The sequence below is a fragment of the Castellaniella defragrans genome, from assembly GCF_014203015.1.
Classification (GTDB): Bacteria; Pseudomonadota; Gammaproteobacteria; order Burkholderiales; family Burkholderiaceae_B; genus Castellaniella; species Castellaniella defragrans.
Genome location: NZ_JACHIB010000006.1, coordinates 196,397 through 220,165, shown reverse-complemented (window position 1 = coordinate 220,165; position 23,769 = coordinate 196,397). Strand labels below are relative to the sequence as shown.

Sequence of the window (23,769 nt, the reverse complement as noted above, 5' to 3'; positions counted from 1 at the left end):
GTTTCGGGGCAATCTCCCAGAAAATGAGCCCCAGCGGGCTGTTTTTGGGGGATTTGATAGTCTGGAGTGGCTTTATTTTACAATAAAATCAATGAGTTATTTATAATTCAGGGCCGATAAAGTAGCGACTGCAAGTCGTGAGGCAAAGCAAAGAATCGTATAAACAGAAAGGACAGAATCGGTGTCATCTAAAGCCCTCACAGAACGTAAGCTCACCGACCTCACGCCGGGGGAGTTTGAGAATCTGACGTTCGATCTGATGATCGCGCGAGGGATGAAGAACGTGTCATGGAGAACACCGGGTGCAGACGGCGGCCGCGACATTGAAGGACTGATTGTCGCCAGTGACTTTGCGCAGGCACAAACATCAGAGCGATGGTTTGTTGAGTGCAAACGATATACCGGCTCCGTAGATTGGCCGACCATATATTCAAAAATCGCCTATGCCGATTCGAACCAGGCCGATGTGCTGCTCATGTGCACATCGGCACGCTTTACTCCGGCGGCCATCACTCAGGCGGACAATTTCAACGCCAAAAAACGAGGTATTGTGGTCCGGCTTTGGCCTCGTCACCAGATGGAGAGCATCCTTCAGCAACATCCGGATATTTCCATGAAATATGGGCTAACAGACGTCCCACTTGCGCCTACTGGATCCGCACTGCAATTGGCTTTGGCTCTGTCGAAATCGGTCGGTGCGCATTACTCGACTGTCATCTTCAACGATGGTACCCCCGACCCTATGCTCGAGTCAGCGCATGCTTTTGCTCTTTTACTGCAGCGAAGGATAGAAGATGTTGAACGCGAAAGGCGTTTCCGCCCGATTTATTTCGATTCAAAAGAATTTCAGATACACACATGCGACATTCATGCAGGTTTCTACAAAATCGACGAACCGGCTTTGAGCGCGTTTTCCAGTCAATTATCGGCGATCACCCGCGAAAGGCTCGTTATAGCTCAAGATGGGGAATATTCTTGCAAATTGATGGCTAAAATTGATCTAGAGGATACAATCAAGCGATATTCAGAAACATTCAATGCGATCGCATTGTGGGGCAATTTTGAGTATCGCGTCGATAAGTCCAGCATCTTGATTAGCCAAAGAAAATAAGGGCGGTTATGAACCAGGAAGCTATGATAGAAGAAACCCGAGGAAAAGATGTCGGGATGCTTTTTTTGGCCAACTTTGTTCATCAAGTGGTGAATCCACTGAACGGGGTAATAGGCACACTTCACAACATTACCGATGGAACATATAGCGGCACTGTGGTTGCCCAAAAAATTAACGCTTCGCGAGCCCAGCTTGAGCAATGTGTGACCCTGATTCGCAACCTTGCCTATCTTTCAGATTTTTTCTTCGAAGTTTCTGAAAAGGAGGTTTTGAGGCCTACGAGAGAGGTCGTCACCAGCGTTCTCCCCCAGGTTGTTATCGAAGCCTTACAGTTTTTTCAAATTTCCGCAGAACGCAAAGGGATGGAAATTCAACTCTTAGATTCTGCAACCCAGTACAGAATTAAAGCCAGACCGGAACTAATAAAACAGATATTTATTAACCTATTTGACAACTGGTTGAAATACGGACTACCAAACCAGGTGGTCTATGTCGACGTAAAGAAAAATAAAAACCACGACCTCATTATTGAAATAAGAGGCGCAAGCGTTGGCTTTGATAACAACAATGCAGAAAAGCTGTTCGAGATGGGCTTCCGCAGTAAAGAGGCGCAAGAAAAGGTTGCTCAAGGTTCCGGGATTGGCCTATTCATTTGCAAGGAAGTTGCAGAAAAAGTGCTCCACGGCACCATTTCTGCCTCGCACAAACATAAGGGAAGTATGACTACATTTCGATTGGCCATTCCGAGGGAAAAATGGGAACTTTGAAGCTACCAAACAAGTACGATCCCACGAGATTGCTCCTTGTAGACGATGAGCCAGAGTATATTTACTGGCTCATTGACTACATTAATTCCAAAGGACTCGAAGTTGCGCTTGCAACAAATGTAGCCGAAGCAATAGCCGCGGCCGACAAGACTCAATTTCGCGGTTATATAATTGACCTTAATATTCCCATTGGGGCATGGAAGCCGGCATTCTCAGTGTCCAAGGATCTGTACGAAAAATATAAAGGGTTTTATGCAATAAAATATGTTCGCACTCAAGGCAATATAGGAAAGAACGTCATTGCATATTCTGCTCACTATAATGGAGAGATAAAATCAGAAATTGGAACTTTATATTGCAACTATATCGCTAAGGGCCGAGCCGAAGAATTCAAGACTGGCATCAATGAAATATTGACGCGCCCTCTGCCTGAAAAATTTCAATTAGGGAGTACGCGGGAAAAGGTGACAGTGAAGAAAGCACCGAAGAAAAGCATAGCCGTCAAACCGTAGTCTGGCAGACTTTCCGCAGTTTGAACTAGACGTTCGCAGGAGGTCGTTGTGATGAGTGCCTAGTGTCAGGGGCGTCCGATTCCCGAACGGAGCGACGTTAGGCGTAAAGACTGCTTCAACTGAACAGTCGCGGCGCTGCACAGGGTGGCTTGTCGGCGCCTTATTCGAGACATGCTGTGGTCGTGAAGAGCAAACGTGGCCGTTATTGCTAGCGCCTCACCGTTCGCTCGTTCTTTGGGCTGAAAGACTGGAGAACGAGGGCAAGTCAACGGTGACCGAGGGGCTATCGCTTTGGTCACCAATCACGGCAATCAGAACGACGAATGTCCGGTCTGGAGCGACTGCATTGTCGCCTTTGGGTCGGAAGCAGCCTTTTACCTACGACTGCTTTCGACCCTAAAGAGACGTTCATGCATCTGCCACAAAGCTGTCACGAAACCCAGAGCATTCAGCGAGATAGCGGCTTTTATTCATGCGATAATCCGGGTTGCGACAATTAGATTCACCCTCAGACCAAATTATTTCATGAATCACTTGTCTGTCACATCAGAATGGCGACAAGCACGTCGGCGATGGATTTTTGCAAACCTTCCTTAGACATTTCAATCCCCATGAAGCTCACTAAGACAAGAATAGACAGGGTAGGCATTGCACTATCCAAAGGCGAGTTCCGCTCAGAAGAAGAACTACTTGAACTTGAGGGCATATTCGACGAGTACAGAAAGAGCCATCTTCAGCCGTTGTCTGAGACAACGATAGAACTGCAGCACTGGCTTAACTTATATGGCGACAGCTACTACATTGCGCAGCGCCTGAAGCGTAAACCTCAGATAGTCAGAAAACTCAATCGACTCAGCGTGCGGCTTACTCAATTGCAGGATATTGGTGGCTGCCGGATCATCGTCGAGAAAAATCAGGATGTTGACAGACTGAGAAAATATATAGAAGAGAAAATATCTAATCAGTCCAATTTCAATCTCATCCGCACCACCGATTACCGCGAAAAAGGGCGCGACGATACCGGCTACCGATCATTGCACCTAATATTTGAAAAAAACGGCATAAAACTCGAGCTTCAAATTAGAAGCAGAATTCAGCATTATTGGGCGGAGAGCATTGAGCGGACATCAGTGATCTATGGATACCACCTCAAGGAAAAAGAGGGAGATCAAGCCGTAATCGACTATTTCAAAAAATTATCGGATATTTTCTATGAAATCGAGGCAGGAAGAGAACCTCACGCAAGGGAAAAGCTTGAGCTAGATCAGCTTCGCATCAGATCTGAAGGGATTATCGAGTCATCAGATAAAAACAAGATCTTCGACAGCTACATCAATGAAGATATCATAAAAACTCTTGCCCAAAAAGAGGCTAGAAACAAACATGGACTTAACAACTGGATCATCGTTTTCGACTGGAATACTGGGGCATTTGTCAGCTGGGATATCATTAATAGAGACCCAGATGACGCCATATCGGCCTATGTTGAATACGAGAAAATGTTCCCCGCCTCGGAGGGCTATGAGGTAGTCATGATCGGCTCCTCAGATGTGGCCACGGTTCGACAAACCCACAGCCACTATTTCGGAATCGAAAGTTATGACAGCATCCTCGAGAACCTTGATCAGTCCATTATTGGCTTCTCCAAGAGAATAGACATTGACATTGGTGCCCGTCAAATCCTTATTGCGCTTCACAGGAAACGTCACTGGGGAAACAATCGAGTGCCTGCCAACATTCTCAAGAATCATCATTGCGGAAACATGATGACATTTGAATCTTCTTTGCGGGTTTTGCAAGAGAAGGAGCTTGTCACAAGCAAGTCCCCGAACGATCAGCTTTCGCTCAACATCAAGAAGAAGGCTGAAATCGAACAATACATATAAAAATTTCTAACTGTCGATTCAACGTGGACGCCAATATCGGCCATGCCTTCGGCATTTTTTTATGGCTTATGTTGATTCCCTGCGTGCTCTGGCGCTGATTCAGGACACTGACGGCCTCACTCGTATTCGCAGCAGACCGCCTTCGGACGCCGCTGAATTCCGACGCTAAAAGGTCTGCTCATCCTTACCGTCATTGGCCGTTCATGGCCGAAAGCAGCCGCTCACACGTCACTAGATTCACCTCCCACCAGCCCTACAATTTGACATAATCAAATAACACTGATATTTTATACAGCATCAGTGGCGGCGCACACTGCGCTGCCACGTTGCTTTTGGAGGAAACCATGACCACACCTAAACGTGTCGCCTGGAAGGATATCGTCGCGCCGCCGCTTGACTGGACGGCCCCAAAGATATCCGATCAAGACTCCGAATCCGGCGAGAATAAGCAAGACCAGAAAGAGCAGGGCTCCGACAAGTAAGCATCCTGTCGACTTGGCTGTGGGCGCGTTTTGGCGGCACGGCCCCTGAATGCGACGGCCCCTTCAGAAGCATTCTGAAGGGGCCGTTTCGATCACGACAGTGATCGTTCGTCTCAGCCTCTGAATTTGGCGTCTACAGGCAATGACGAGGGAGGCGCCCGTCAATCACGGAATCTCGCGCATCTCGATATCCGTCACATCCCGCTCCCGCGCGGGCTTGCCAGCGGTCCGGGACCAGGCGCCACCGCGCGGCGCCATGGACGGCCGGCGGCGTTCCGCCCAGTAGGCTTTCACGCCGAAGGGCCGGCCCTGCAGCCGGGCGACGATGTACAGCACGCCGATCGCCAGGGCGGTCGAGGCCATGAAGATGAAGGCCATCACCAGGCCGAAGAAGGCGAGGATCAGGAACAGGACGGCGCGCAGGGTTTGCTGGATCAGGTTCATAAGGCTTGGACTCCCGGAGCCGGAAAAGGTTGCGTGCGCGGCGCGGTCGGGCGCCGGGCGGACGAAAGCGGCAGCCGGCCGGATCCGGGAGGCGCGTCCATCACATCCATATTGGGGTCAATCGCCGGATTTCCAGGGGAATCCGCTATGCTTGTGGTTTCGACTGTCTTCACCCCGATCTCTCATCATGGCTACCACGATACAGGACATCCGCTCGATCCTGTCCAGGGTCATCAACCCCGATACCCGGAAAACGCTGGCGGTGACCGAGCCCGAACTGCGGATCGCCCCCGCGGGCGATGCCTTCGACATCACTGTAACCCTGGGCTATCCCTTGTTCAATGGCGAGCAGGCGCTGGCGGCCGCCATCCGTGGCGCGCTGGACGCGGCCGGCGTGCGCCTGGGCAGGCTCGAATTCCAGTCGCGCATCGTCGCCCACGCGGTGCAGCGCGGGCTGCGCACCCTCGACAAGGTGCGCAACATCATCGCCGTGGCCTCCGGCAAGGGGGGGGTGGGCAAGAGCACCACGGCCGTCAACCTGGCGCTGGCGCTGCACAGCCAGGGCGCCCGCGTCGGCCTGCTGGACGCCGACATCTACGGCCCCAGCGTGCCCATCATGCTGGGCCTGTCGGGCAAGCCGAAGAGCGTGGACGGCAAGAGCATGGAACCCATGATCGGCCATGGCCTGCAGGCCAATTCCATCGGTTTCCTGATGGACGACGACGGCCCGGCGATCTGGCGCGGCCCCATGGTGACGCAGGCCCTCACCCAGCTGCTCTCGCTTACGAATTGGAACGATCTGGATTACCTGATCGTGGACATGCCTCCGGGAACGGGCGATATTGCGCTTACCATGGCGCAGAAGGTCCCGCTCACGGGGGCGATCATCGTCACCACCCCCCAGGACCTGGCCCTGGCCGACGCCCGCAAGGGCCTGATCATGTTCCAGAAGGTGGATGTCCCGGTGCTGGGGATCGTCGAAAACATGTCCATACACGTCTGCTCCAACTGCGGGCACGCCGAGCCGATCTTCGGCCAGGACGGCGGCCGCCAGCTGGCGGCGACCTATCACCTGCCCTGGCTGGGCTCGCTGCCGCTGCAGCTCGACATCCGCCAGGAAACCGACTCCGGCCGGCCCAGCGTCGTCGCCTCGCCCCACGGCGAGGCCGCGCGCCGCTACCAGGACATCGCCCGCCAGCTCGCCATCCACGTGGCCGGCCAGCCGCTGGACGACTCCGGCTCACGACCCAGGGTCGTGGCACGCACGAGCTGATGCCCGTCGGGGAGTTTGAACGCACGATCCTCCGGCTGCGCCGGGCCCTGCTCGGCCTGGGGCTCGCGGCCTGCGCCCCGGCGCTGGCCGCGCCCCCGGAAGTGATCATCGATCCGGGCGGCGCTCCGCCCAAGGTGTTACAGGCCATTACCGATGCGGTCGGCGCCATCACGCGCCTGACCGAGGACCAGGACGTGCGCGAGGTCTCGCGCCTGCGCCGGCGGGCCTGGGAGGCGGCCCAGGCCGCCCTGCGGACCCAGGGCTATTTCGACGCGACCGTCACGCTGGACGTGTCGCCCGGCGCCGCGAACGGCGGCGAATTCTGGGACATCACGATCGACACCGGCGAGCGCGCGCGGGTGCGCCAGCTGGGCCTGCGCTTCGACGGCGCGCTCGCCGGCGAGGCCTACGCGGGCCGGCGCCGGTCCTTGCGCGACAGCTGGCTGCTCAAGCCGGGCATGCCCTTCATCAACGACGACTGGAGCCGGGCCAAGACCGAGCTGCTGGACGCGGTCTCGCGCCAGGAATTCTATTACGCCCGCTACGCGCAGACCCGGGCGGCCGTCGAGCCCGAGGCCGCCAAGGCCGATCTGGACGTCGCGCTCGACAGCGGGCCGCCGGTGCGGCTGGGCGAGCTGCAGATCATCGGCCTGAAGCGGGTGCCCGAATCCCTGATCCGGCGCTACGTGCGCTACGAGCCGGGCGAGCCCTACGACCAGACGCGCCTGGAGGACTGGCAGCAGGCGCTGCAGTCCACCACCTTCTTCCGCGGCGCCTTCGTCACCCTGGCCGACGGGACGGCGCCGGCGGCGGATGCGTCCGGCGATGCGGGCGCGGAGGTGAAGACAGGCGCGGAGGCGAAGGCGGGCGCGGAGGCGGAGACGGCCGCGGGAGCCGGGGCCGGCGCCGCCGCGACGCGCGTGCGTCCCGCGGGCGACGACCCCGTCACCCTGCCCGTGCGCGTCCAGGTGACCGAAGGCCCGGCGCGCTACGCCAGCGGCTCGCTGGGCGTGGACAGCGACCACGGCGTGCGGGTGGAAGGCCTGTACCGCCAGAACGTGGTCTACGGCCTGCCGGTCTGGATCGAGACCGGCGCGGGGGTGGACACCAAGCGGCAGCGCGCCTTCTTCGACGTGCACCTGCCGCCCGACATGGACGGCAGGGAGGACAGCTTCGGCCTGCTGTACGACCACTCGGACCTCGAGGGCCTGGAAACCAGCCGCACCGGCCTGGGCTGGAAGCGCAGCCAGACGCGCAAGGCGGCCGGCGACAGCCGCGTCGAATACGAGGTCCGCTGGGGGGCGCTGGTGGCCTACGACAAGACCCGCATTTCCGGCGACTCGCGCTACGAGGTCCCCAGCTGGGCGGCCACCTGGCAATGGCTGCGCCGCGACGTGGACTCGAAATACAACCCGCGCGAAGGCAATCTGGTGGAATTCGGCCTGGGCCTGGGCACGACCCTGGACGACGGCAAGGCCTTCTATCGCAGCAGCCTGCGCGCCCAGCGGTGGTGGCCGGTCGGCGAGCGCGACGTGCTGACCGTGCGCGGCGAGATCGGCAAGGTCTGGGCGCGCACCGACCGCCTGCCGCAGGACTTCTCCTGGCGCACCGGCGGATCGCGCAGCATCCGCGGCTACCGCTACCAGAGCATCGGCCTGGAGCGGGGCGACGCCATCATGGGCGCGCCCGTGCTGGGCGTGGCCAGCGTCGAATATACGCATTATTTCACCGACATCCTGGGCGCCAGCCTGTTCGTCGACGCCGGCGACGCGGCCGAGTCCTTCAGCCAGTTCGACTGGCATCTGGGCTACGGGGCCGGCCTGGCGGTGCGCACCCCGGCCGGGCCGTTCTTCGTGGACCTGGCCTGGGCGCAGAAGGACCGCCGCCTGCGCCTGCAGTTCTCCCTGGGGATCGCGTTTTGAAGACCCGCATCTGGCGCGGCCTGCAGGCCTTCGGACTGTGGGGGCTGCCGCCCATCGTGCTGGCGCTGCTGCTGGCCATGGCCTTCGCCGCCTGGTGCGTCGCCAGCCCGGCGGGCACCCGCTGGCTGCTGCGCACGGCGGCCAGCCAGCTGGGCGGCGAGGCCCATGGCGTGCGCGGCACGCTGGCCCGGGGGCTGTACGTCGAGGGCCTGGCGATCGCCCTGCCGGACGTGGACGTGCGCGTGGTGGGACTGCATCTCAAGGCGCTCTGGCCGGAACTGCTGGATCGCCGCCTGCACGTCAACGACCTGTCGGCCGCGCGCGTGGACGTGGACCTGCGCACCGGGCCGGCCGCCGCGCCCGCCGCCGACGAGCCCTTCCGCATGCCGGCGCTGCCGCTGGGCCTGCGGGTGGACCGGCTGGCGCTGGGCGGGCTGGGCCTGCGCATCGACGGCGAGCCGCTGCCCGTCGATCTGCTGTCCGTATCGACCGCCCTGACGCTGGATGCCCATACCGCGACCGTGACGCTGGACCACCTGCAGGCCGCGCACGAGGACACGCTGCTGCAGCTCGACGGCAGCCTGGCCCTGCGCGGGCTGGCGGCGCCCTGGCCCTTCGAGCTCAACCTGCACGGCTCCGCCCAGGACCGCAGCGCGCAGTCGCCGGTCTGCCTGCGGCGGCTGCTGGCGGCCCGGGGCGGCGCCCGCGAATCGTCCGGCGCCGGGCATCCCGGGGAGGACCCCTCCGGCGCGCACACTACCGCAGCCGAACCGCCCGAGGACGAATGCAGGATCGAGCTGGACCTGCGCCTGGCCGGCACCCTGCAGGCGCTGCACCTGCAGGCCAGCGGACGCGGCGAGGGCCTGGAACTGCGGGCCCGGGCCGAGATCCGGCCCAACCAGTCCTTCCCGCTGGGCGAGGCGCAGGCCGATCTGCGCCTGCCGGGCGGCACCCGCGTGACGCTCGACGTCTCCCCGCAGGCGCGCGGGGCGGACGGCCTGCGGCCGATCCGCGCGCAGTGGTCGGTGCGCGAGCTGCGCCCGGGCCCCTGGCTGCCGCCGGGCCTGGGGCCGGCGCTGCTCAACCTGAAGGGCGAGCTGCGGGCGCGCCTGGACGCCGGCCAGCGGCTGCAGGACCTGGGCCTGGACCTGGCCTTCGACGGCCCCAGCCAGTGGAACGGCCAGCCCCTGTCGGGCAGGATCCGGCTGGAACGGCTGTCGCGGGCGGATGGCGCGCTGTTCGATGCGCGCGCGGCGGCGCCGGCCGATCTCCTCGGCCTGCGGGCCGCGGGCCTGGACGTGGACCTGGCGCTGGGGCCGGACCGCATCCGCGCCGGGGGCGATGCGGCGGCGGACGCCAGCCGGCTCGCGCTGCAGGCCCGGCTGCCGGCCCTGGCGGCGCTGTGGCCCGGCCTGCCGGGCGGCGCGGAACTGGATCTCGACGTCTCCGGCCCGCTGGCCGACCACCGGGGGCGGCTGCAGGCCCGCTATGTGCCGGCCGACGCCCGCGACGGCGTCCCCGGCCGGGCGCCCATGAGCCTGGCGCTGGCCTTTGGCGGCGGCTGGACGCAGGCGCAGGGCTGGCGCGGCCAGCTCACCGCCCTGCGGGCCGAGCACGCCGGCCTGGCCCTGAACAGCCAGGCGGCGGTGCCGCTGGCGCTCGATGCCGCCGGCGGCTGGCAGGTCGGCCAGGCCGTCCTCGGGCTGGCGCTGGACGGCGAATCCCTGCTCAGCCTGCGCCACCAGGCCTCGGCGGGCGGGCAGGGCCATTGGGAGACGCGCGGCCGCATCGATCCCCTGACCATCACGCCGGAGCGCATCACCCGGCTGCAGGCCTGGCTGGGCCGCGCCGCCGCGCGGCAGGGCGGGGTGCGCACGCAGCTGTCCGAGCAGGCGCGGCGCAGCCGCCTGGACGCGAGCCTGGACTGGAACCTGAAATTCGACGACGCCCTGAGCGGCGAGATCCACCTGGCCCGCCAGGGCGGCGACCTGACCGTGCCCGGCGACGTGCCCATCGAACTGGGGCTGGAGGACGCCCGCCTCGACCTCGCCATCCGCCGGCTCGGCCCCGGCCTGAGCCGCGCCGATGCCGACCTGCGGGTGCGCACGCGCGAAATGGGCAGCATGCGCCTGCGCGCCGACACGCCGGTCCACGCGACCCCGGGCGGCGGCCTGGCCCTGCGGCCGCAGGACGAGCGCCACCTGCGCTTCGAGGCCCGTTCCGAGGACCTGGCCTGGGTGAACCTGCTGCTGGGCGGGGAAATGGAAGTCGGCGGCACCCTGCACGCCGACATCCAGGGCCGCAGCCGCCCGGACGGCAGCTGGACGCTGTCCGGCCCGCTGCGCGGCGACGACCTGCGCCTGCTGATCGCCGACCAGGGCGTGCGGCTGCTGGACGGCACCCTGCGGGCGCATTTCGACGGCACCCGGGTGCTGCTGGACCAGCTGCGCTTCCCGGCGGTGCGCCGGGTCGTCCCCAAGGAATGGCGCACCGCCACCTGGATCGCCGAGAATCCGGACGCCCAGGGCGGCGACCTGAACCTCACGGGCGCCTGGGACCTGATCGAGCGCCAGGGCGAGGCGGACGTCGCCTTCCGGCGCTATCCGATCCTGCAGCGCGCCGACCGCTACGCCATGATCAGCGGCAGCCTCCAGATCCGGGCGACCCTGCCGGAAATCCGCATCGGCGGCAAGATCACGGCCGACGCCGGCTGGTTCGACCTGGACATGCTCAACGCCATCCCGTCGCTGGACGGCGACGTGGTGATCCTCAAGCCGGGCGAGACGGCGGCCATGCTGGACTGCCCGGCCGATCCGCCGCCCGCCGCCCCGACGGCCGCCCCGCCGGCGGCCGCGGCCGCGCGCGCCGCGCGCCCCGCTGCGCGGCGCGCGGACGACGCGGCGCGCACCGTGCCGTGCCTGGACGCCTCGCCGCCGCTGGACCTGCGGGCCGACCTGACCGTGGACCTGGGGCCGCGCTTCTACCTGACCGGCTTCGGCCTCGATTCGGGCCTGATCGGCAGCATGGACCTGCACCTGAGCGAAGGCAAGCTGACCGCGCTGGGCCAGCTGCGCACCCGCGGCGGCGCCATCAACACCTACGGCCAGCACCTGCAGCTGCGGCGCGGCACCATCACCTTCCAGGGCGACGTGGCCAACCCCGTGCTCGACATCCAGGCCCTGCGCACCGACGTGGCGGTGCAGGCCGGGGTCCGGGTGGCCGGCACCGCCCGGCGCCCGCGCATCGACCTGATGTCGCGCCCCGAGGTCAGCGAGACCGAGAAACTGTCCTGGCTGCTGCTGGGCCACGGTCCGGACCAGGGCGGCGCGGACATGTCGCTGCTGTTCTCGGTGGGCAGCTCCTTCCTGTCGGGCGGCGAGCCGTTCTACAAGCGCTTCGGCCTGGACGAACTGAGCATGCGTTCGGGCGAGCTGGGCAGCACCGGCAGCGTCCTGCCGGTCGAGAGCGTGGTGAGCGGCCTGGACGCGGGCGCCAGCCCCATCGAGCAGCGTTTCGTCCTGGCCGGCAAGAACCTCACCGAGGACCTGCGGCTGAGCCTGGAGCAGGCGCTGGCGCAGACCGGCACCGTGGCGCGGCTGAGCTACCGGCTGATGCGCAACCTGCAGGCCGAGGTCACCACCGGCACCGTCAGCGGCCTGGCGCTGGTCTACCGCTGGTTCTCGATGGACTGATCGGCGCAGCAGGCGCGCCGGGCGCGCCGCGTGCTGTGGATGTGCCTTAAAATACCGCAACTTTGAACAGAGGGCGCCCATGAGCATCAAGAACGACCGCTGGATCCGGCGCGCCGCGCAGGCCGGCATGATCGAACCTTTCGAGCCCGGCCAGGTGCGCTCGGTCGACGGCCAGCGGATCGTCAGCTACGGCACCAGCAGCTACGGCTACGACGTGCGCTGCGCCGATGAATTCAAGATCTTCACCAACATCAATTCCACCATCGTCGACCCCAAGGCCTTCGACGAGAAGTCCTTCGTGGACTTCGAGGGCGACGTCTGCATCATCCCGCCCAACTCCTTCGCCCTGGCCCGCACGGTCGAATACTTCCGCATCCCGCGCTCCGTGCTGACCGTGTGCCTGGGCAAGAGCACCTATGCCCGCTGCGGCATCATCGTCAACGTCACGCCGCTGGAACCCGAATGGGAAGGCCACGTGACGCTGGAATTCTCCAACACCACCCCCCTGCCGGCGAAGATCTACGCGGGCGAGGGCTGTGCCCAGATGCTGTTCTTTGAAAGCGACGAGGTCTGCGAGACCTCGTACGCCGACCGGGGCGGCAAGTACCAGGGCCAGCAGGGGGTCACGCTGCCGCGCACCTAGCTGCCATGAAATTCCGCTTCCCCATCGTCATCATCGACGAAGACTACCGTTCCGAGAACGCCTCGGGCTTCGGCATCCGCGCCCTGGCGGCCGCCATCGAGGCCGAGGGCGTCGAGGTCCTGGGGGTCACCAGCTATGGCGACCTCAGCTCCTTCGCGCAGCAGCAGAGCCGCGCCAGCGCCTTCATCCTGTCGATCGACGACGAGGAATTCGACGAGGATTCCCCGGAGGACGTCGCCAACGCGATCAAGAACCTGCGCGCCTTCATCGGCGAACTGCGCTTCCGCAACGAGGACATCCCCATCTACCTGTACGGCGAGACGCGCACCTCGCAGCACATCCCCAACGACATCCTGCGCGAGCTGCACGGCTTCATCCACATGTTCGAGGACACGCCGGAGTTCGTCGCGCGCCACATCATCCGCGAGGCGCGCGCCTACCTGGACAGCCTGCCGCCGCCGTTCTTCCGCGAGCTGCTGGAATACGCCTCCGACGGCTCCTATTCCTGGCACTGCCCGGGGCACTCGGGCGGGGTGGCCTTCCTGAAGAGTCCCGTGGGCCAGATGTTCCACCAGTTCTTCGGCGAGAACATGCTGCGCGCCGACGTCTGCAACGCGGTGGACGAGCTGGGCCAGCTGCTGGACCACACCGGCCCGGTGGCCGAGTCCGAGCGCAACGCGGCGCGCATCTTCCACGCCGACCACTGCTTCTTCGTCACCAACGGCACCTCCACGTCCAACAAGATCGTCTGGCACGCCAACGTGGCCGCGGGCGACGTGGTGGTGGTGGACCGCAACTGCCACAAGTCGATCCTGCACGCCATCACCATGACCGGCGCCATCCCGGTGTTCCTGCGCCCCACGCGCAACCACCTGGGCATCATCGGCCCGATCCCGCTGGAGGAATTCGACCCCGAAAGCATCCGCCGGAAGATCGAGGCCAACCCCTTCGCGCGCGAGGCCGCCAACAAGCGCCCGCGCATCCTGACGCTGACCCAGAGCACCTACGACGGCGTGATCTACAACGTCGAGATGATCAAGGAAAAGCTCGGCTCGGAAATCGACACCCTGCATTTCGACGAGGCCTGGCTGCCGCACGCGGCCTTCCACGAGTTCTACGAGGACATGCACGCCATCGGTCCGAACCGGCCGCGCAGCAAGGACACGATGATCTACGCGACGCACTCCACCCACAAGCTGCTGGCCGGCCTGTCGCAGGCCTCGCAGATCGTGGTGCAGGACTGCGAGTCGCGCCAGCTCGACCGCAACATCTTCAACGAGGCGTTCCTGATGCACACCTCGACCTCGCCGCAGTACGCCATCATCGCGTCCTGCGACGTGGCGGCGGCCATGATGGAACCGCCCGGCGGCACGGCCCTGGTCGAGGAATCCATCCGCGAGGCCCTGGATTTCCGCCGCGCGATGCGCAAGGTCGAGTCCGAGTTCGGCAAGAACGACTGGTGGTTCAAGGTCTGGGGCCCCAACCGCCTGGTGTCCGAGGGCATCGGCAACCGCGAGGACTGGGTGCTGGGCTCGGGCGACGAATGGCACGGCTTCGGCGACCTGGCCGAAGGCTTCAACATGCTCGACCCGATCAAGGCCACGGTGGTGACGCCGGGGCTGGACATCTCGGGCACCTTCGCCGATTCCGGGATCCCGGCGGCGCTGGTCTCGCGCTACCTGGTCGAGCACGGCGTGGTGGTCGAAAAGACCGGCCTGTATTCCTTCTTCATCCTGTTCACCATCGGCATCACCAAGGGCCGCTGGAACACCCTGCTGACCGCCCTGCAGCAGTTCAAGGACGACTACGACCGCAACCAGCCCCTGTGGCGCGTGCTGCCCGAGTTCAGCCGCGCGCACAAGCGCTACGAGCGCATGGGCCTGCGCGACCTGTGCCAGAAGATCCACGAGGCCTACCGCCACTACGATTTCGCGCGCCTGACCACGCGGGTGTATCTCAGCGACATGGTGCCGGCCATGCGCCCGGCCGACGCCTACGCGCGCATGGCCCACCGCGAGGTCGAGCGCGTGCCGGTCGACCGGCTCGAAGGCCGCGTCACCGGCGTGCTGCTGACGCCCTATCCGCCGGGCATCCCGCTGTTGATCCCGGGCGAGCGCTTCAACCGCGACATCGTCGATTACCTGAAGTTCACCCAGGAATTCAACCAGCAGTTCCCCGGCTTCGAGACCGACGTCCACGGGCTGGCGTACGAGACCGACGAGCAGGGCCGGCGGCACTACTACGTGGACTGCATCCGCGAAGGCGCCTGATGCGCCGCCGCCCCGGTCCGCGCGTGAGGCGGGTGCCGTCGTGACCGGCGGGGTGGCCGCGTGAGCCGCGGCCGTTTCGACGCGGCCGTCGTGGGTGCCGGCGCGGCCGGCATGATGGCCGCCGCCGTGGCCGCGCAGCGCGGCCTGCGGGTGGTGCTGATCGACCATGCCGGGCGGCTGGCGGAAAAGATCCGCATCTCCGGGGGCGGGCGCTGCAATTTCACCAATCTGGGCGCCAGCCCCGCGCAGTTCCTGTCGCGCAATCCCGATTTCTGCCGGTCGGCCCTGCGGGCCTACGGGCCGGCCGACTTCCTCGACCTGCTGCGCGCGCATCGCGTGTCCTGGCATGAAAAGCACCGGGGCCAGCTGTTCTGCGACGATTCCAGCGAGTCCATCATCCAGGTCCTGCGCCGCGAGTGCGAGGCGGGCGGGGTGCAGTGGCGCATGCCCTGCGCGGTGCGGGCCGTGGGCCGGGAAGCGGACGGCTTCCGGCTGGACACCGACGCGGGGCCGATCCGGGCCGCCCGGCTGGTGCTGGCGACCGGCGGCATGGCGGTCCCGCAGCTGGGCGCCACCGACTTCAGCCTGCGCATCGCGCGCCAGTTCGGCCTGCGCATCGTCGAGCCGCGTCCGGCGCTGGTGCCGCTGACCTTCGACGCGGACCGCTGGCGGCCCTATGCGGCCCTGGCCGGCGTGTCCCTGGAAGTGCGCCTGTCGCACGAGGCCGCCGCGGCCGAAGGCGGCGTGCGGGACGCCGGTCCGGCCGGCGCCGCGGGGCCGGCCGCGTCATCGGGCCGGGGGAAGCGATCCCGCCGGCCGGCGTGCGCCGAGTTCCTGGAGGACCTGCTGTTCACCCATCGCGGCCTGTCGGGGCCGGGCATCCTGCAGATTTCCAGCTACTGGCGCCCGGGCGACCCGATCCGCATCGACCTGGCCCCGGGGCGGGACATGGGCGCCGTCCTGGTGGCGGCCAAGGCCGGCGGCCGCCAGACCGTGGCCGCCGCGCTGGCGCAGGCCTGGCCCCGCCGGCTGGCCGAGGCCTGGCTGGGCGCCGCCGGCGCGGCGGGCGATGGGGCGGGCGCCGGGGGCGGGGCGGGCATGGACGGGAGGTCGGCCGCGGGCGCCGGGGCGGGGCCGGGCGGCGGAACGGACGCGGACGATCTGGCGGGCCTGGGCGGCCTGCGTCTGGCCGACGCGCCCGACCGCCGCCTGCGCGTCCTGGGCGAGCGCATCCACGGCTGGACGCTGCGGCCCACCGGCACCGCCGGCTACAAGAAGGCCGAAGTCATGAGCGGCGGCGTGGACACCGACGAGCTCGACCAGCGCAGCCTGGAAGCGCGCCGCTGTCCCGGCCTGCACGTGGTGGGCGAGGCGGTGGACGTCACCGGCTGGCTGGGCGGCTACAACTTCCAGTGGGCCTGGTCCTCGGGCGTGGCCTGCGGGCGCGCGCTGGCGGCGGGCTGAGCGGGGCGCCCGGCGGGGCCGCCGCAATGCTGGACGGTTCGAGGCGGGTCGCGGCCGGACGGGTCGGGGGGCGGGCGGCCCGCGCCGGAGGGCGATAGAATCGTTCCGGCATCCAATGGATTCATGGTATCCATCGGACATCGCATCCATCGCCATCGGAGGACAGACATGCACAAACCCCTGGACGGCATCCGGGTGCTGGAAATGGGCCAGCTCATCGCCGGGCCGTTTGCCGCCAAGATCCTGGGCGAATTCGGCGCCGAGGTCATCAAGATCGAGCCGCCGGGCCAGGGCGACCCCCTGCGCAACTGGCGGCTGCTGCATCAGGGCACCTCGGTCTGGTGGCAGGTGCAGTCGCGCAACAAGCAGTCCGTGACCCTGGACCTGCGCCAGCCGGAAATCCAGGCCGTCGTGCGCCGCCTGGCGGCCGAATGCGACGTGGTGGTCGAAAACTTCAAGCCCGGCACCCTGGAATCCTGGGGCCTGGGCTGGGACGAGCTGCGCGCGGTCAACCCGCGCCTGGTCATGCTGCGCGTCTCGGGCTACGGCCAGACCGGCCCCTACCGCGACCGGCCCGGCTTCGGCGTGGTGGCCGAGGCCATGGGTGGCCTGCGGCACCTCAGCGGCGAGCCGGGGCGCACGCCGGTGCGCGTGGGCGTGTCCATCGGCGATTCCCTGTCGGCCCTGCACGGCGTCATCGGCGTGCTGCTGGCGCTGCGCGCGCGCGACCGCGACGGCGCGGGCCAGATGATCGACGTGGCGCTGTACGAGTCGGTCTTCAACATGATGGAAAGCCTGCTGCCCGAATACGCCGTGTTCGGCGAGGTCCGCCAGCCGGCCGGCAGCAGCCTGCCGGGCATCGCTCCCAGCAACGCCTACGCTTGCCGCGACGGCTACGTGCTGATCGCCGGCAACGGCGACAGCATCTTCCGCCGCCTGATGCAGGCCATCGGCCGCGAGGACCTCGGCAAGGACCCGGACCTGGCGCACAACGCCGGGCGCGTGGCGCAGGTGGAGGTGATCGACGGCGCCATCGGCGACTGGGCCGCGGCGCGCACCCAGGACGAGGTCCTGGAAATCCTCAACGCGGCGCGCATCCCGGCCGGGCGCATCTACGACATCGCCGACATCGCCGCCGATCCGCACTACCGCGCGCGCGACATGATCCTGGACCAGCCGCTGCCCGACGGCACGCCCTGCCAGGTGCCCGGCATCGTGCCCAAGCTGTCCGCCACCCCGGGCGGCATCCGCTCGCGCGCGCCCGCCCTGGGCGAGCACACCGACGCGGTGCTGGAGCGGCTGGGCGTGGACGCCGGCACGCGCGCCCGCTGGCGGGAGCAGGGGTTCATCTGAAGGTCCGGCGGGGCGTCCCGGGGGGCGCCGAAAGGGCGTTGGCGGGGCGCCCACGGAGCGTCGACAACTGCCAACGGGTGATGTCAACGGGTGATTGTTGAATCGCCCCGTTTCAGAGTATGCTTCACCCTTGCTGTCACCCGATGCGGGTGGGAGAGCGCCGCCCCGCGCATCGGGCGGCCGCCGAAGGCGCAATTCGCCCGGAATCGCTCAGGCACCCCGTACCATCCGCATGATGCCGTCATCGCATCGCAGCATTCTGGAGAGACCCGCTTCCCGATCCGGGCGCGGGCGCCGAAGGTGAACCCCCTGCAGTGCGGGGCAACTCTCAGGCAAAAGGACAGAAGGGCGCTGCCGGCATCCCATGCCGCTCCTTTTCCTCGTCCGGAGTTTCCATGCCCCAGCAAACCCCCCTGTACGAAACCCACGTCGCCCTGGGCGCCAAGATCGTCGATTTCGGCGGCTGGGACATGCCCCTGGCCTACGGCTCCCAGCTCGAAGAGCACCATGCCGTGCGCCACGCCGCCGGCATGTTCGACGTGTCCCACATGCTCAACGTCGACGTCACGGGCGAGCGCGCCCAGGACTACCTGCGCCATCTGCTGGCCAACGACGTGGCGCGCATCGCCGGCCAGCCGGGCAAGGCGCTGTATTCCTGCATGCTGCGCCCCGACGGCGGGGTGATCGACGACCTGATCGTCTATTTCTTCGCTCCCGAGCGCTGGCGCGTGGTGGTCAACGCCGGCACGGCGGACAAGGACCTCGCCTGGATGCGCGAGCAGGCCGGCGCCTACGGCGTGGCCGTCGCCCCCCGGCGCGACCTGGCCATGGTGGCCGTCCAGGGCCCCGCCGCGCGCGAGGCCGTCTGGTCCGTGCATCCGGAATGGAAGCCCGCCACCCAGGACCTCAAGCCCTTCACCGGCACGTTCATCGACGAGAACACCCTGGTGGCGCGCACCGGCTACACCGGCGAGGACGGCTTCGAGATCGTCCTGTCCGCCAGCGCCGTCAAGGCGTTCTGGGACGCCCTGGCGCAGGTCGGCGTGCGGCCCTGCGGCCTGGGCGCGCGCGACACCCTGCGCCTGGAAGCCGGCATGAACCTCTACGGCCAGGACATGGACGAGAGCGTCCATCCCCTGGAATCCGGCCTGGCCTGGACCGTCTCGCTCAAGGACGAATCCCGCGACTTCATCGGCCGCGCCGCCCTGGAATCCGCCTCGAAGGCGCGCGAGCTGGTCGGCCTGAAGCTGCTCGACCGGGGCATCATGCGCGGCCACATGAAGGTCCGCACCGCCCAGGGCGAAGGCGAGCTCACCAGCGGCACCATGGCGCCCACGCTGGGCTTCTCCGTCGGCCTGGCCCGCGTGCCGGCCGGCTCGGCGCCGGGCGACCGGGCCGAGGTCGAGATCCGCGGCAAGTGGCTGCCCGCCGAGATCGTGCGCCCGCCCTTCGTGCGCAACGGCCAGGCCCTGGTCTGAGCGCGCGTGCGCCCGCGATCCCTTTTCCCTTCTTCCATTCTCCACCACTCTCCACCACTGACAACGGGGTACATCATGTCCATTCCCAACGACCGCAAGTACACGGCCTCCCACGAATGGGTCAAGGCTGACGGCGATTGCTTCCTCGTCGGCATCACCGACGACGCCCAGGACCAGCTCGGCGACCTGGTCTTCGTCGGCGACGTCCAGGTCGGCGCGCATCTGGCCGCCGGCGACACCGCCGCCGTGGTCGAATCCGTCAAGGCCGCCTCCGACATCTACGCGCCGGTGGCCGGCGAGATCGTCGCCTTCAACGAGGCCCTGAACGACCAGCCCGCCCTGATCAACGAAGCCGCCTACGACCAGTGGATCTTCAAGATCAAGCCCGACAACGCCGCCGACGTCGACGGCCTGATGGACGCCGCCGCCTACGAGGCCCAGGCCTGATCCCCGGCGCGCCCCGCGGCGCGCCCTTCATTCCCTGATTCACTCGGATCCACCCCGGAGAACCCCATGCTGCGCGATTCCGCCACGCATTCCGAATTCATCGCCCGCCACATCGGGCCGTCCGAAGCCGACCAGCGCGCCATGCTGGCGGCCATCGGCGCTTCCAGCCTGGACGCCCTGATCCGCGAGGTCGTGCCGGAAAACATCCTGTCCGAAGCCCCGTACCTGGATCTGCCGGGTCCCTTGGGCGAGGTGGAGGCGCTGGCGGACCTGAAGGCCGTCGCCGGCCGCAACCAGGTCCTGCGCAGCTACATCGGCCAGGGCTACTACGGCACCTACGTGCCGCACGTGATCCTGCGCAACATCCTGGAGAATCCCGCCTGGTACACCGCCTACACGCCGTACCAGCCGGAGATCTCCCAGGGCCGCCTGGAAGCCCTGCTGATCTTCCAGACCATGATCACCGATCTCACGGGGCTGGACATCGCCAACTCGTCGCTGCTCGACGAGGCCACGGCCGCGGCCGAAGCCATGACCCTGGCGCGCCGCGTCTCGCGCGCCAAGTCCGACCGCTACTTCGTGTCCGTCCACGTCCATCCCCAGACCCTGGAAGTCCTGCGCACGCGCGCGGCCGGGCTGGGCATCGAGCTGGTGGTCGGCGACGAGGCCGACGGCCTGCCCGACTGCTTCGGCGTGCTGCTGCAGTATCCGCACAGCCTGGGCGGCGTGGCCGACTACCGCGCCCTGGCCGAGCAGGCGCATGCCGCCGGCGCCATCGTCGCCGTGGCCACGGACCTGCTGGCCCTGGCGCTGCTGGCGCCGCCGGGGGAATGGGGCGCCGACATCGCGGTGGGCTCGGCCCAGCGCTTCGGCGTGCCCATGGGCTACGGCGGTCCGCACGCCGGCTTCATGGCGTGCAAGGACGCCTACAAGCGCAACCTGCCGGGCCGCCTGGTGGGCGTCTCCCAGGATGCGCGCGGCGAACAGGCCCTGCGGCTGGCGCTGCAGACGCGCGAGCAGCACATCCGCCGCGAGAAGGCCACGTCCAACATCTGCACCGCGCAGGTGCTGCTGGCCGTGATGGCCGCCATGTATGCCGTCTGGCACGGCCCCCAGGGCATTGCGCGCATCGCCCGGCGCGTGGCGGCGCACACCGCCCGACTGGCCGGCGCCCTGCGCGCCATGGGGCTGACGGTCTGCAACGATACTTTTTTCGACACCCTGCATCTGGAAACCGGCGCCCGCACGCAGGCGGTGCTGGACGCGGCAGTCGACGGCGGCATGAACCTGCGCCGTGTGGACGACACCCACGTCGCCCTGTCGCTGGATGAAACCGTCGATGCCCAGGACATCGAGACCCTGATCGGCGCCCTGGCGGCCGGCATGGGCGTGTCGCGCGTCGCCCCCGACTTCTCGGCCGAAGCCGACGGCATCCCGGCGGCCCTGCGCCGCCAGGGCGCCATCCTGGCGCATCCCGCCTTCTCGCGCGTGAAATCCGAGACCGACATGCTGCGTTATCTGCGCGCCCTGGCCGACAAGGACCTGGCCCTGGACCGCACCATGATTCCGCTGGGCTCCTGCACCATGAAGCTCAACGCCACGGCGGAAATGATTCCCATCACCTGGCCTGAATTCAGCCACATGCACCCGTTCGCTCCCGCCGGCCAGGCGCAGGGCTACCAGGAAATGATCGAGCGGCTGTGCGCCGCGCTGTGCGAGATCACCGGCTACGACCGCGTCAGCCTGCAGCCCAATTCCGGCGCCCAGGGCGAATTCGCCGGCCTGCTGGCGATTCGCGGCTATCACCAGGCCAACGGCGAGCACCAGCGCAACGTCTGCCTGATTCCCGCGTCGGCGCACGGAACCAATCCGGCCTCGGCCCATCTGGCGGGCATGGACGTGGTGGTGGTGGCGTCCGATGACAACGGCAACATCGACATGGCCGATCTGCGCGCCCGCATCGCCGAGGTGGGCGACCGGCTGGCCGCGCTGATGATCACCTATCCGTCCACGCACGGCGTGTTCGAGACCACGGTCACGGAAATCTGCGACCTGGTCCACGAGGCCGGCGGCCAGGTCTACCTGGACGGCGCCAACATGAACGCCATGGTGGGCGTCGCCCAGCCGGGCCGCTTCGGCTCGGACGTGTCGCACCTGAACCTGCACAAGACCTTTTGCATCCCGCACGGCGGCGGCGGCCCGGGCGTCGGCCCGGTGGCGGTGCGTGCGCATCTGGCGCCCTACCTGCCCGGGCTGGTGGGCGAGGACGGCCGCCTGCCGGCGGGCCAGTCCGGCCCGGTGTCGGCCGCGCCCTACGGCTCGGCCAGCATCCTGCCGATCTCGACCCTGTACATCATGATGATGGGGGCTGAAGGCCTGCGCCGCGCCACCCAGGTCGCGATCCTGAACGCGAACTACCTGGCCGCGCGCCTGGCGCCGCACTATCCGATCCTGTACGCCGGGGCCAACGGCCGGGTGGCGCACGAGTGCATCCTGGACATCCGCCCGATCAAGGACGCCAGCGGCATCGGCGCCGAGGACATCGCCAAGCGCCTGATGGACTACGGCTTCCACGCCCCCACCATGAGCTTCCCGGTGGCCGGCACGCTGATGGTCGAGCCCACCGAGTCCGAGGGCCTGGACGAGCTGGACCGCTTCGTGGACGCGATGATCGCCATCCGCCAGGAAATCGCCGCGATCGAACGCGGCGAGCAGCCGGCCGACGACAACCTGCTGGTCAACGCGCCGCATCCCGCGGCCACGCTGCTGGTGCAGGACTGGACGCACCCGTATACCCGCGAGCAGGCGGCCTTCCCGCTGCCCGGCATGGCGGCGCGCAAGTACTGGCCGCCGGTCGCGCGGGTGGATAATGCCTGGGGGGACCGCAACCTCAGCTGCGCCTGCCCGCCGGTGGAAGCCTACGCCGCCGAGCCCGTGACGGCCTGAGCGCCGTTCCCGGCCCGGCCTTCACAGGCTGGGGCCGATCGCATTGCCCCACCCGGCGAGTTCCGCATTGCGCGGATCGCCGGGTTTTTTTGCCGCTGATCCGGGGCTCGATCTTTTCGATGCAAAGTGCTTGACTTAGAGTGCACTCAAACTTCTAGGATCTCTCCATGGAATCCCATCTGACCATTGACGATGTTGCCAAGCGCACGGGCCTGACGGCCCACACCTTGCGCTACTACGAGCGTGTCGGACTCATCGCACCGATCGGCCGCGCGTCTGGAGGACAGCGGCGCTATGTGGCATCGGACATGGCCTGGATCGAATTCCTGCTGCGGTTGCGGACGACGCACATGCCCATCGGCAAGATGCAGGCGTTCGCGAAACTACGTGGCGTTGGGGACGCGACGGTGCCGGATCGTCGCCGGATGCTGGAAGATCACTTGACGGAGGTTCTTTCGGAAATCGAGCTGATGCGCCGGTCCGCGGATGCCTTGCAGGCAAAGATCGAATACTACCGCTCGGTCGAACAGTCCCTGGCGTCGAATTCACTTTCCGATGAAGGACATGCTGATGAACATCGAAAACCGATACGAGCGCGGACTCGCCAAACTGCGTGAGATCGATGGCGCGGCCGGGCAACGTGTGCTGGACAGTCTGGAAGACATTGCCCCTGACTTCGCACGCTACCTGATCGAATTTCCTTTCGGGGACGTCTATTCCAGGCCCGGCCTCGATCTGAAAAGCCGGGAAATCGCGGTCGTGGCCGCGCTCACCGCGCTCGGCAATGCCGCGTCTCAGCTCAAGGTGCACATCCAGGGCGCGCTCAATGTCGGGGTCAGCCGCACGGAGCTGGTCGAAATCATCATGCAGATGGCGGTTTATGCCGGCTTCCCGGCCGCCCTGAACGGGTTGGCGGCGGCCAAGGAAGTGTTTGCGCAAGAGCGCGAGCCGGACGCGGTCCTGTCGCACACGGCCTGACGCGGGAGGGTACGGAAAGTGGCCTATCATGCTCATGTCCGGTACCGGGCCGCGCACGATTCGCGTGTGCGATCCGGCCCGTTTTTGTCACATCGTCACGG

Annotated in this window: 18 protein-coding genes and 2 riboswitches; of the genes, 17 read left to right on the top strand and 1 reads right to left on the bottom strand. The window is 66.0% G+C overall.

Annotation, left to right across the window (positions count from 1 at the left end; all coding sequences use genetic code 11):
- The first annotated feature begins 181 nt into the window (after positions 1 to 181).
- The 5 genes from HNR28_RS06885 (at position 182) to HNR28_RS06865 (ending at position 4,758) form a co-directional block, all read left to right on the top strand.
- Entirely contained in the window at positions 182 to 1,111 is a 930-nt protein-coding gene (locus HNR28_RS06885) for a restriction endonuclease (protein ID WP_151025348.1), read from the top strand.
- 8 nt (positions 1,112 to 1,119) lie between these two features.
- A complete protein-coding gene (locus HNR28_RS06880) occupies positions 1,120 to 1,878 on the top strand; it encodes a sensor histidine kinase (RefSeq protein WP_151025349.1) in 759 nt (252 codons plus the stop codon).
- Positions 1,866 to 2,390, top strand: a complete 525-nt coding sequence (locus HNR28_RS06875; RefSeq protein ID WP_151025350.1) for a response regulator — start codon at positions 1,866 to 1,868, stop codon at positions 2,388 to 2,390. The genes HNR28_RS06880 and HNR28_RS06875 overlap by 13 nt, the downstream gene beginning before the upstream one ends.
- 611 nt (positions 2,391 to 3,001) lie before the next feature.
- Entirely contained in the window at positions 3,002 to 4,276 is a 1,275-nt protein-coding gene (locus HNR28_RS06870; RefSeq protein WP_151025351.1) for a RelA/SpoT domain-containing protein, read from the top strand.
- Between the two features lie 344 nt (positions 4,277 to 4,620).
- Positions 4,621 to 4,758, top strand: a complete 138-nt coding sequence (locus HNR28_RS06865) for a hypothetical protein (protein WP_170288520.1) — start codon at positions 4,621 to 4,623, stop codon at positions 4,756 to 4,758.
- Positions 4,759 to 4,923: 165 nt separating this feature from the next.
- On the opposite strand, the gene HNR28_RS06860 is transcribed toward HNR28_RS06865, so the two are convergent.
- Entirely contained in the window at positions 4,924 to 5,202 is a 279-nt protein-coding gene (locus HNR28_RS06860; protein WP_151025352.1) for a hypothetical protein, read from the bottom strand.
- A gap of 187 nt (positions 5,203 to 5,389) precedes the next feature.
- On the opposite strand from HNR28_RS06860, the gene apbC reads away from it, so the two are divergent.
- The 12 genes from apbC (at position 5,390) to HNR28_RS06800 (ending at position 23,668) form a co-directional block, all read left to right on the top strand.
- Complete coding sequence (gene apbC / locus HNR28_RS06855) at positions 5,390 to 6,475, top strand: iron-sulfur cluster carrier protein ApbC (RefSeq protein WP_151025353.1); 1,086 nt, start codon at positions 5,390 to 5,392, stop codon at positions 6,473 to 6,475.
- On the top strand, positions 6,475 to 8,397 hold the full coding sequence (locus HNR28_RS06850) for an autotransporter assembly complex protein TamA (protein WP_151025354.1): 1,923 nt from the start codon (positions 6,475 to 6,477) through the stop codon (positions 8,395 to 8,397). Before apbC ends, HNR28_RS06850 begins: the two co-directional genes overlap by 1 nt.
- Positions 8,394 to 12,089, top strand: coding sequence for a translocation/assembly module TamB domain-containing protein (locus HNR28_RS18365; protein ID WP_244978203.1), 3,696 nt, complete (start codon positions 8,394 to 8,396; stop codon positions 12,087 to 12,089). The genes HNR28_RS06850 and HNR28_RS18365 overlap by 4 nt, the downstream gene beginning before the upstream one ends.
- A 79-nt stretch (positions 12,090 to 12,168) precedes the next feature.
- Entirely contained in the window at positions 12,169 to 12,732 is a 564-nt protein-coding gene (gene dcd / locus HNR28_RS06840) for a dCTP deaminase (protein WP_151025543.1), read from the top strand.
- Positions 12,733 to 12,737: 5 nt separating this feature from the next.
- On the top strand, positions 12,738 to 15,002 hold the full coding sequence (locus HNR28_RS06835) for an arginine/lysine/ornithine decarboxylase (protein ID WP_151025542.1): 2,265 nt from the start codon (positions 12,738 to 12,740) through the stop codon (positions 15,000 to 15,002).
- 60 nt (positions 15,003 to 15,062) lie between these two features.
- Positions 15,063 to 16,466, top strand: coding sequence for a BaiN/RdsA family NAD(P)/FAD-dependent oxidoreductase (locus tag HNR28_RS06830; protein ID WP_322789931.1), 1,404 nt, complete (start codon positions 15,063 to 15,065; stop codon positions 16,464 to 16,466).
- A gap of 168 nt (positions 16,467 to 16,634) precedes the next feature.
- Positions 16,635 to 17,819 (top strand): CaiB/BaiF CoA transferase family protein, encoded by a 1,185-nt coding sequence (locus tag HNR28_RS06825; protein WP_151025293.1) that lies wholly within the window; start codon positions 16,635 to 16,637, stop codon positions 17,817 to 17,819.
- A gap of 140 nt (positions 17,820 to 17,959) precedes the next feature.
- A riboswitch (glycine riboswitch) is annotated at positions 17,960 to 18,056 on the top strand.
- Between the two features lie 12 nt (positions 18,057 to 18,068).
- Positions 18,069 to 18,173, top strand: a riboswitch (glycine riboswitch).
- 41 nt (positions 18,174 to 18,214) lie between these two features.
- Positions 18,215 to 19,297 (top strand): glycine cleavage system aminomethyltransferase GcvT, encoded by a 1,083-nt coding sequence (gene gcvT / locus HNR28_RS06820; RefSeq protein WP_151025294.1) that lies wholly within the window; start codon positions 18,215 to 18,217, stop codon positions 19,295 to 19,297.
- Between the two features lie 75 nt (positions 19,298 to 19,372).
- Positions 19,373 to 19,744 carry a glycine cleavage system protein GcvH gene (gcvH, locus tag HNR28_RS06815; protein WP_043684187.1) on the top strand — a complete coding sequence of 124 codons (372 nt, stop codon included), beginning with the start codon at positions 19,373 to 19,375 and terminating at the stop codon, positions 19,742 to 19,744.
- 66 nt (positions 19,745 to 19,810) lie between these two features.
- The gene (gene gcvP, locus HNR28_RS06810; RefSeq protein WP_151025295.1) at positions 19,811 to 22,690 is read left to right on the top strand and encodes an aminomethyl-transferring glycine dehydrogenase; all 2,880 of its coding nucleotides are present in this window, start codon (positions 19,811 to 19,813) and stop codon (positions 22,688 to 22,690) included.
- A 167-nt stretch (positions 22,691 to 22,857) separates the two neighbouring features.
- Positions 22,858 to 23,307 (top strand): MerR family transcriptional regulator, encoded by a 450-nt coding sequence (locus HNR28_RS06805; RefSeq protein ID WP_151025296.1) that lies wholly within the window; start codon positions 22,858 to 22,860, stop codon positions 23,305 to 23,307.
- Complete coding sequence (locus tag HNR28_RS06800; protein ID WP_151025297.1) at positions 23,261 to 23,668, top strand: carboxymuconolactone decarboxylase family protein; 408 nt, start codon at positions 23,261 to 23,263, stop codon at positions 23,666 to 23,668. The genes HNR28_RS06805 and HNR28_RS06800 overlap by 47 nt, the downstream gene beginning before the upstream one ends.
- The last annotated feature ends 101 nt before the right edge of the window (positions 23,669 to 23,769 follow it).

Bases quoted from the DNA above. Each gene is read 5' to 3' on its own strand.
- gcvH (WP_043684187.1), top strand. From the start codon at position 19,373: ATGTCCATTCCCAACGACCGCAAGTACACGGCCTCCCACGAATGGGTC.
- HNR28_RS06865 (WP_170288520.1), top strand. From the start codon at position 4,621: ATGACCACACCTAAACGTGTCGCCTGGAAGGATATCGTCGCGCCGCCG.
- HNR28_RS06880 (WP_151025349.1), top strand. From the start codon at position 1,120: ATGAACCAGGAAGCTATGATAGAAGAAACCCGAGGAAAAGATGTCGGG.
- gcvP (WP_151025295.1), top strand. From the start codon at position 19,811: ATGCTGCGCGATTCCGCCACGCATTCCGAATTCATCGCCCGCCACATC.
- HNR28_RS06800 (WP_151025297.1), top strand. From the start codon at position 23,261: ATGAACATCGAAAACCGATACGAGCGCGGACTCGCCAAACTGCGTGAG.
- HNR28_RS06825 (WP_151025293.1), top strand. From the start codon at position 16,635: ATGCACAAACCCCTGGACGGCATCCGGGTGCTGGAAATGGGCCAGCTC.
- HNR28_RS06870 (WP_151025351.1), top strand. From the start codon at position 3,002: ATGAAGCTCACTAAGACAAGAATAGACAGGGTAGGCATTGCACTATCC.
- gcvT (WP_151025294.1), top strand. From the start codon at position 18,215: ATGCCCCAGCAAACCCCCCTGTACGAAACCCACGTCGCCCTGGGCGCC.
- dcd (WP_151025543.1), top strand. From the start codon at position 12,169: ATGAGCATCAAGAACGACCGCTGGATCCGGCGCGCCGCGCAGGCCGGC.
- HNR28_RS06835 (WP_151025542.1), top strand. From the start codon at position 12,738: ATGAAATTCCGCTTCCCCATCGTCATCATCGACGAAGACTACCGTTCC.
- HNR28_RS06860 (WP_151025352.1), bottom strand. From the start codon at position 5,202: ATGAACCTGATCCAGCAAACCCTGCGCGCCGTCCTGTTCCTGATCCTC.
- apbC (WP_151025353.1), top strand. From the start codon at position 5,390: ATGGCTACCACGATACAGGACATCCGCTCGATCCTGTCCAGGGTCATC.
- HNR28_RS06850 (WP_151025354.1), top strand. From the start codon at position 6,475: ATGCCCGTCGGGGAGTTTGAACGCACGATCCTCCGGCTGCGCCGGGCC.
- HNR28_RS06875 (WP_151025350.1), top strand. From the start codon at position 1,866: ATGGGAACTTTGAAGCTACCAAACAAGTACGATCCCACGAGATTGCTC.
- HNR28_RS06805 (WP_151025296.1), top strand. From the start codon at position 22,858: ATGGAATCCCATCTGACCATTGACGATGTTGCCAAGCGCACGGGCCTG.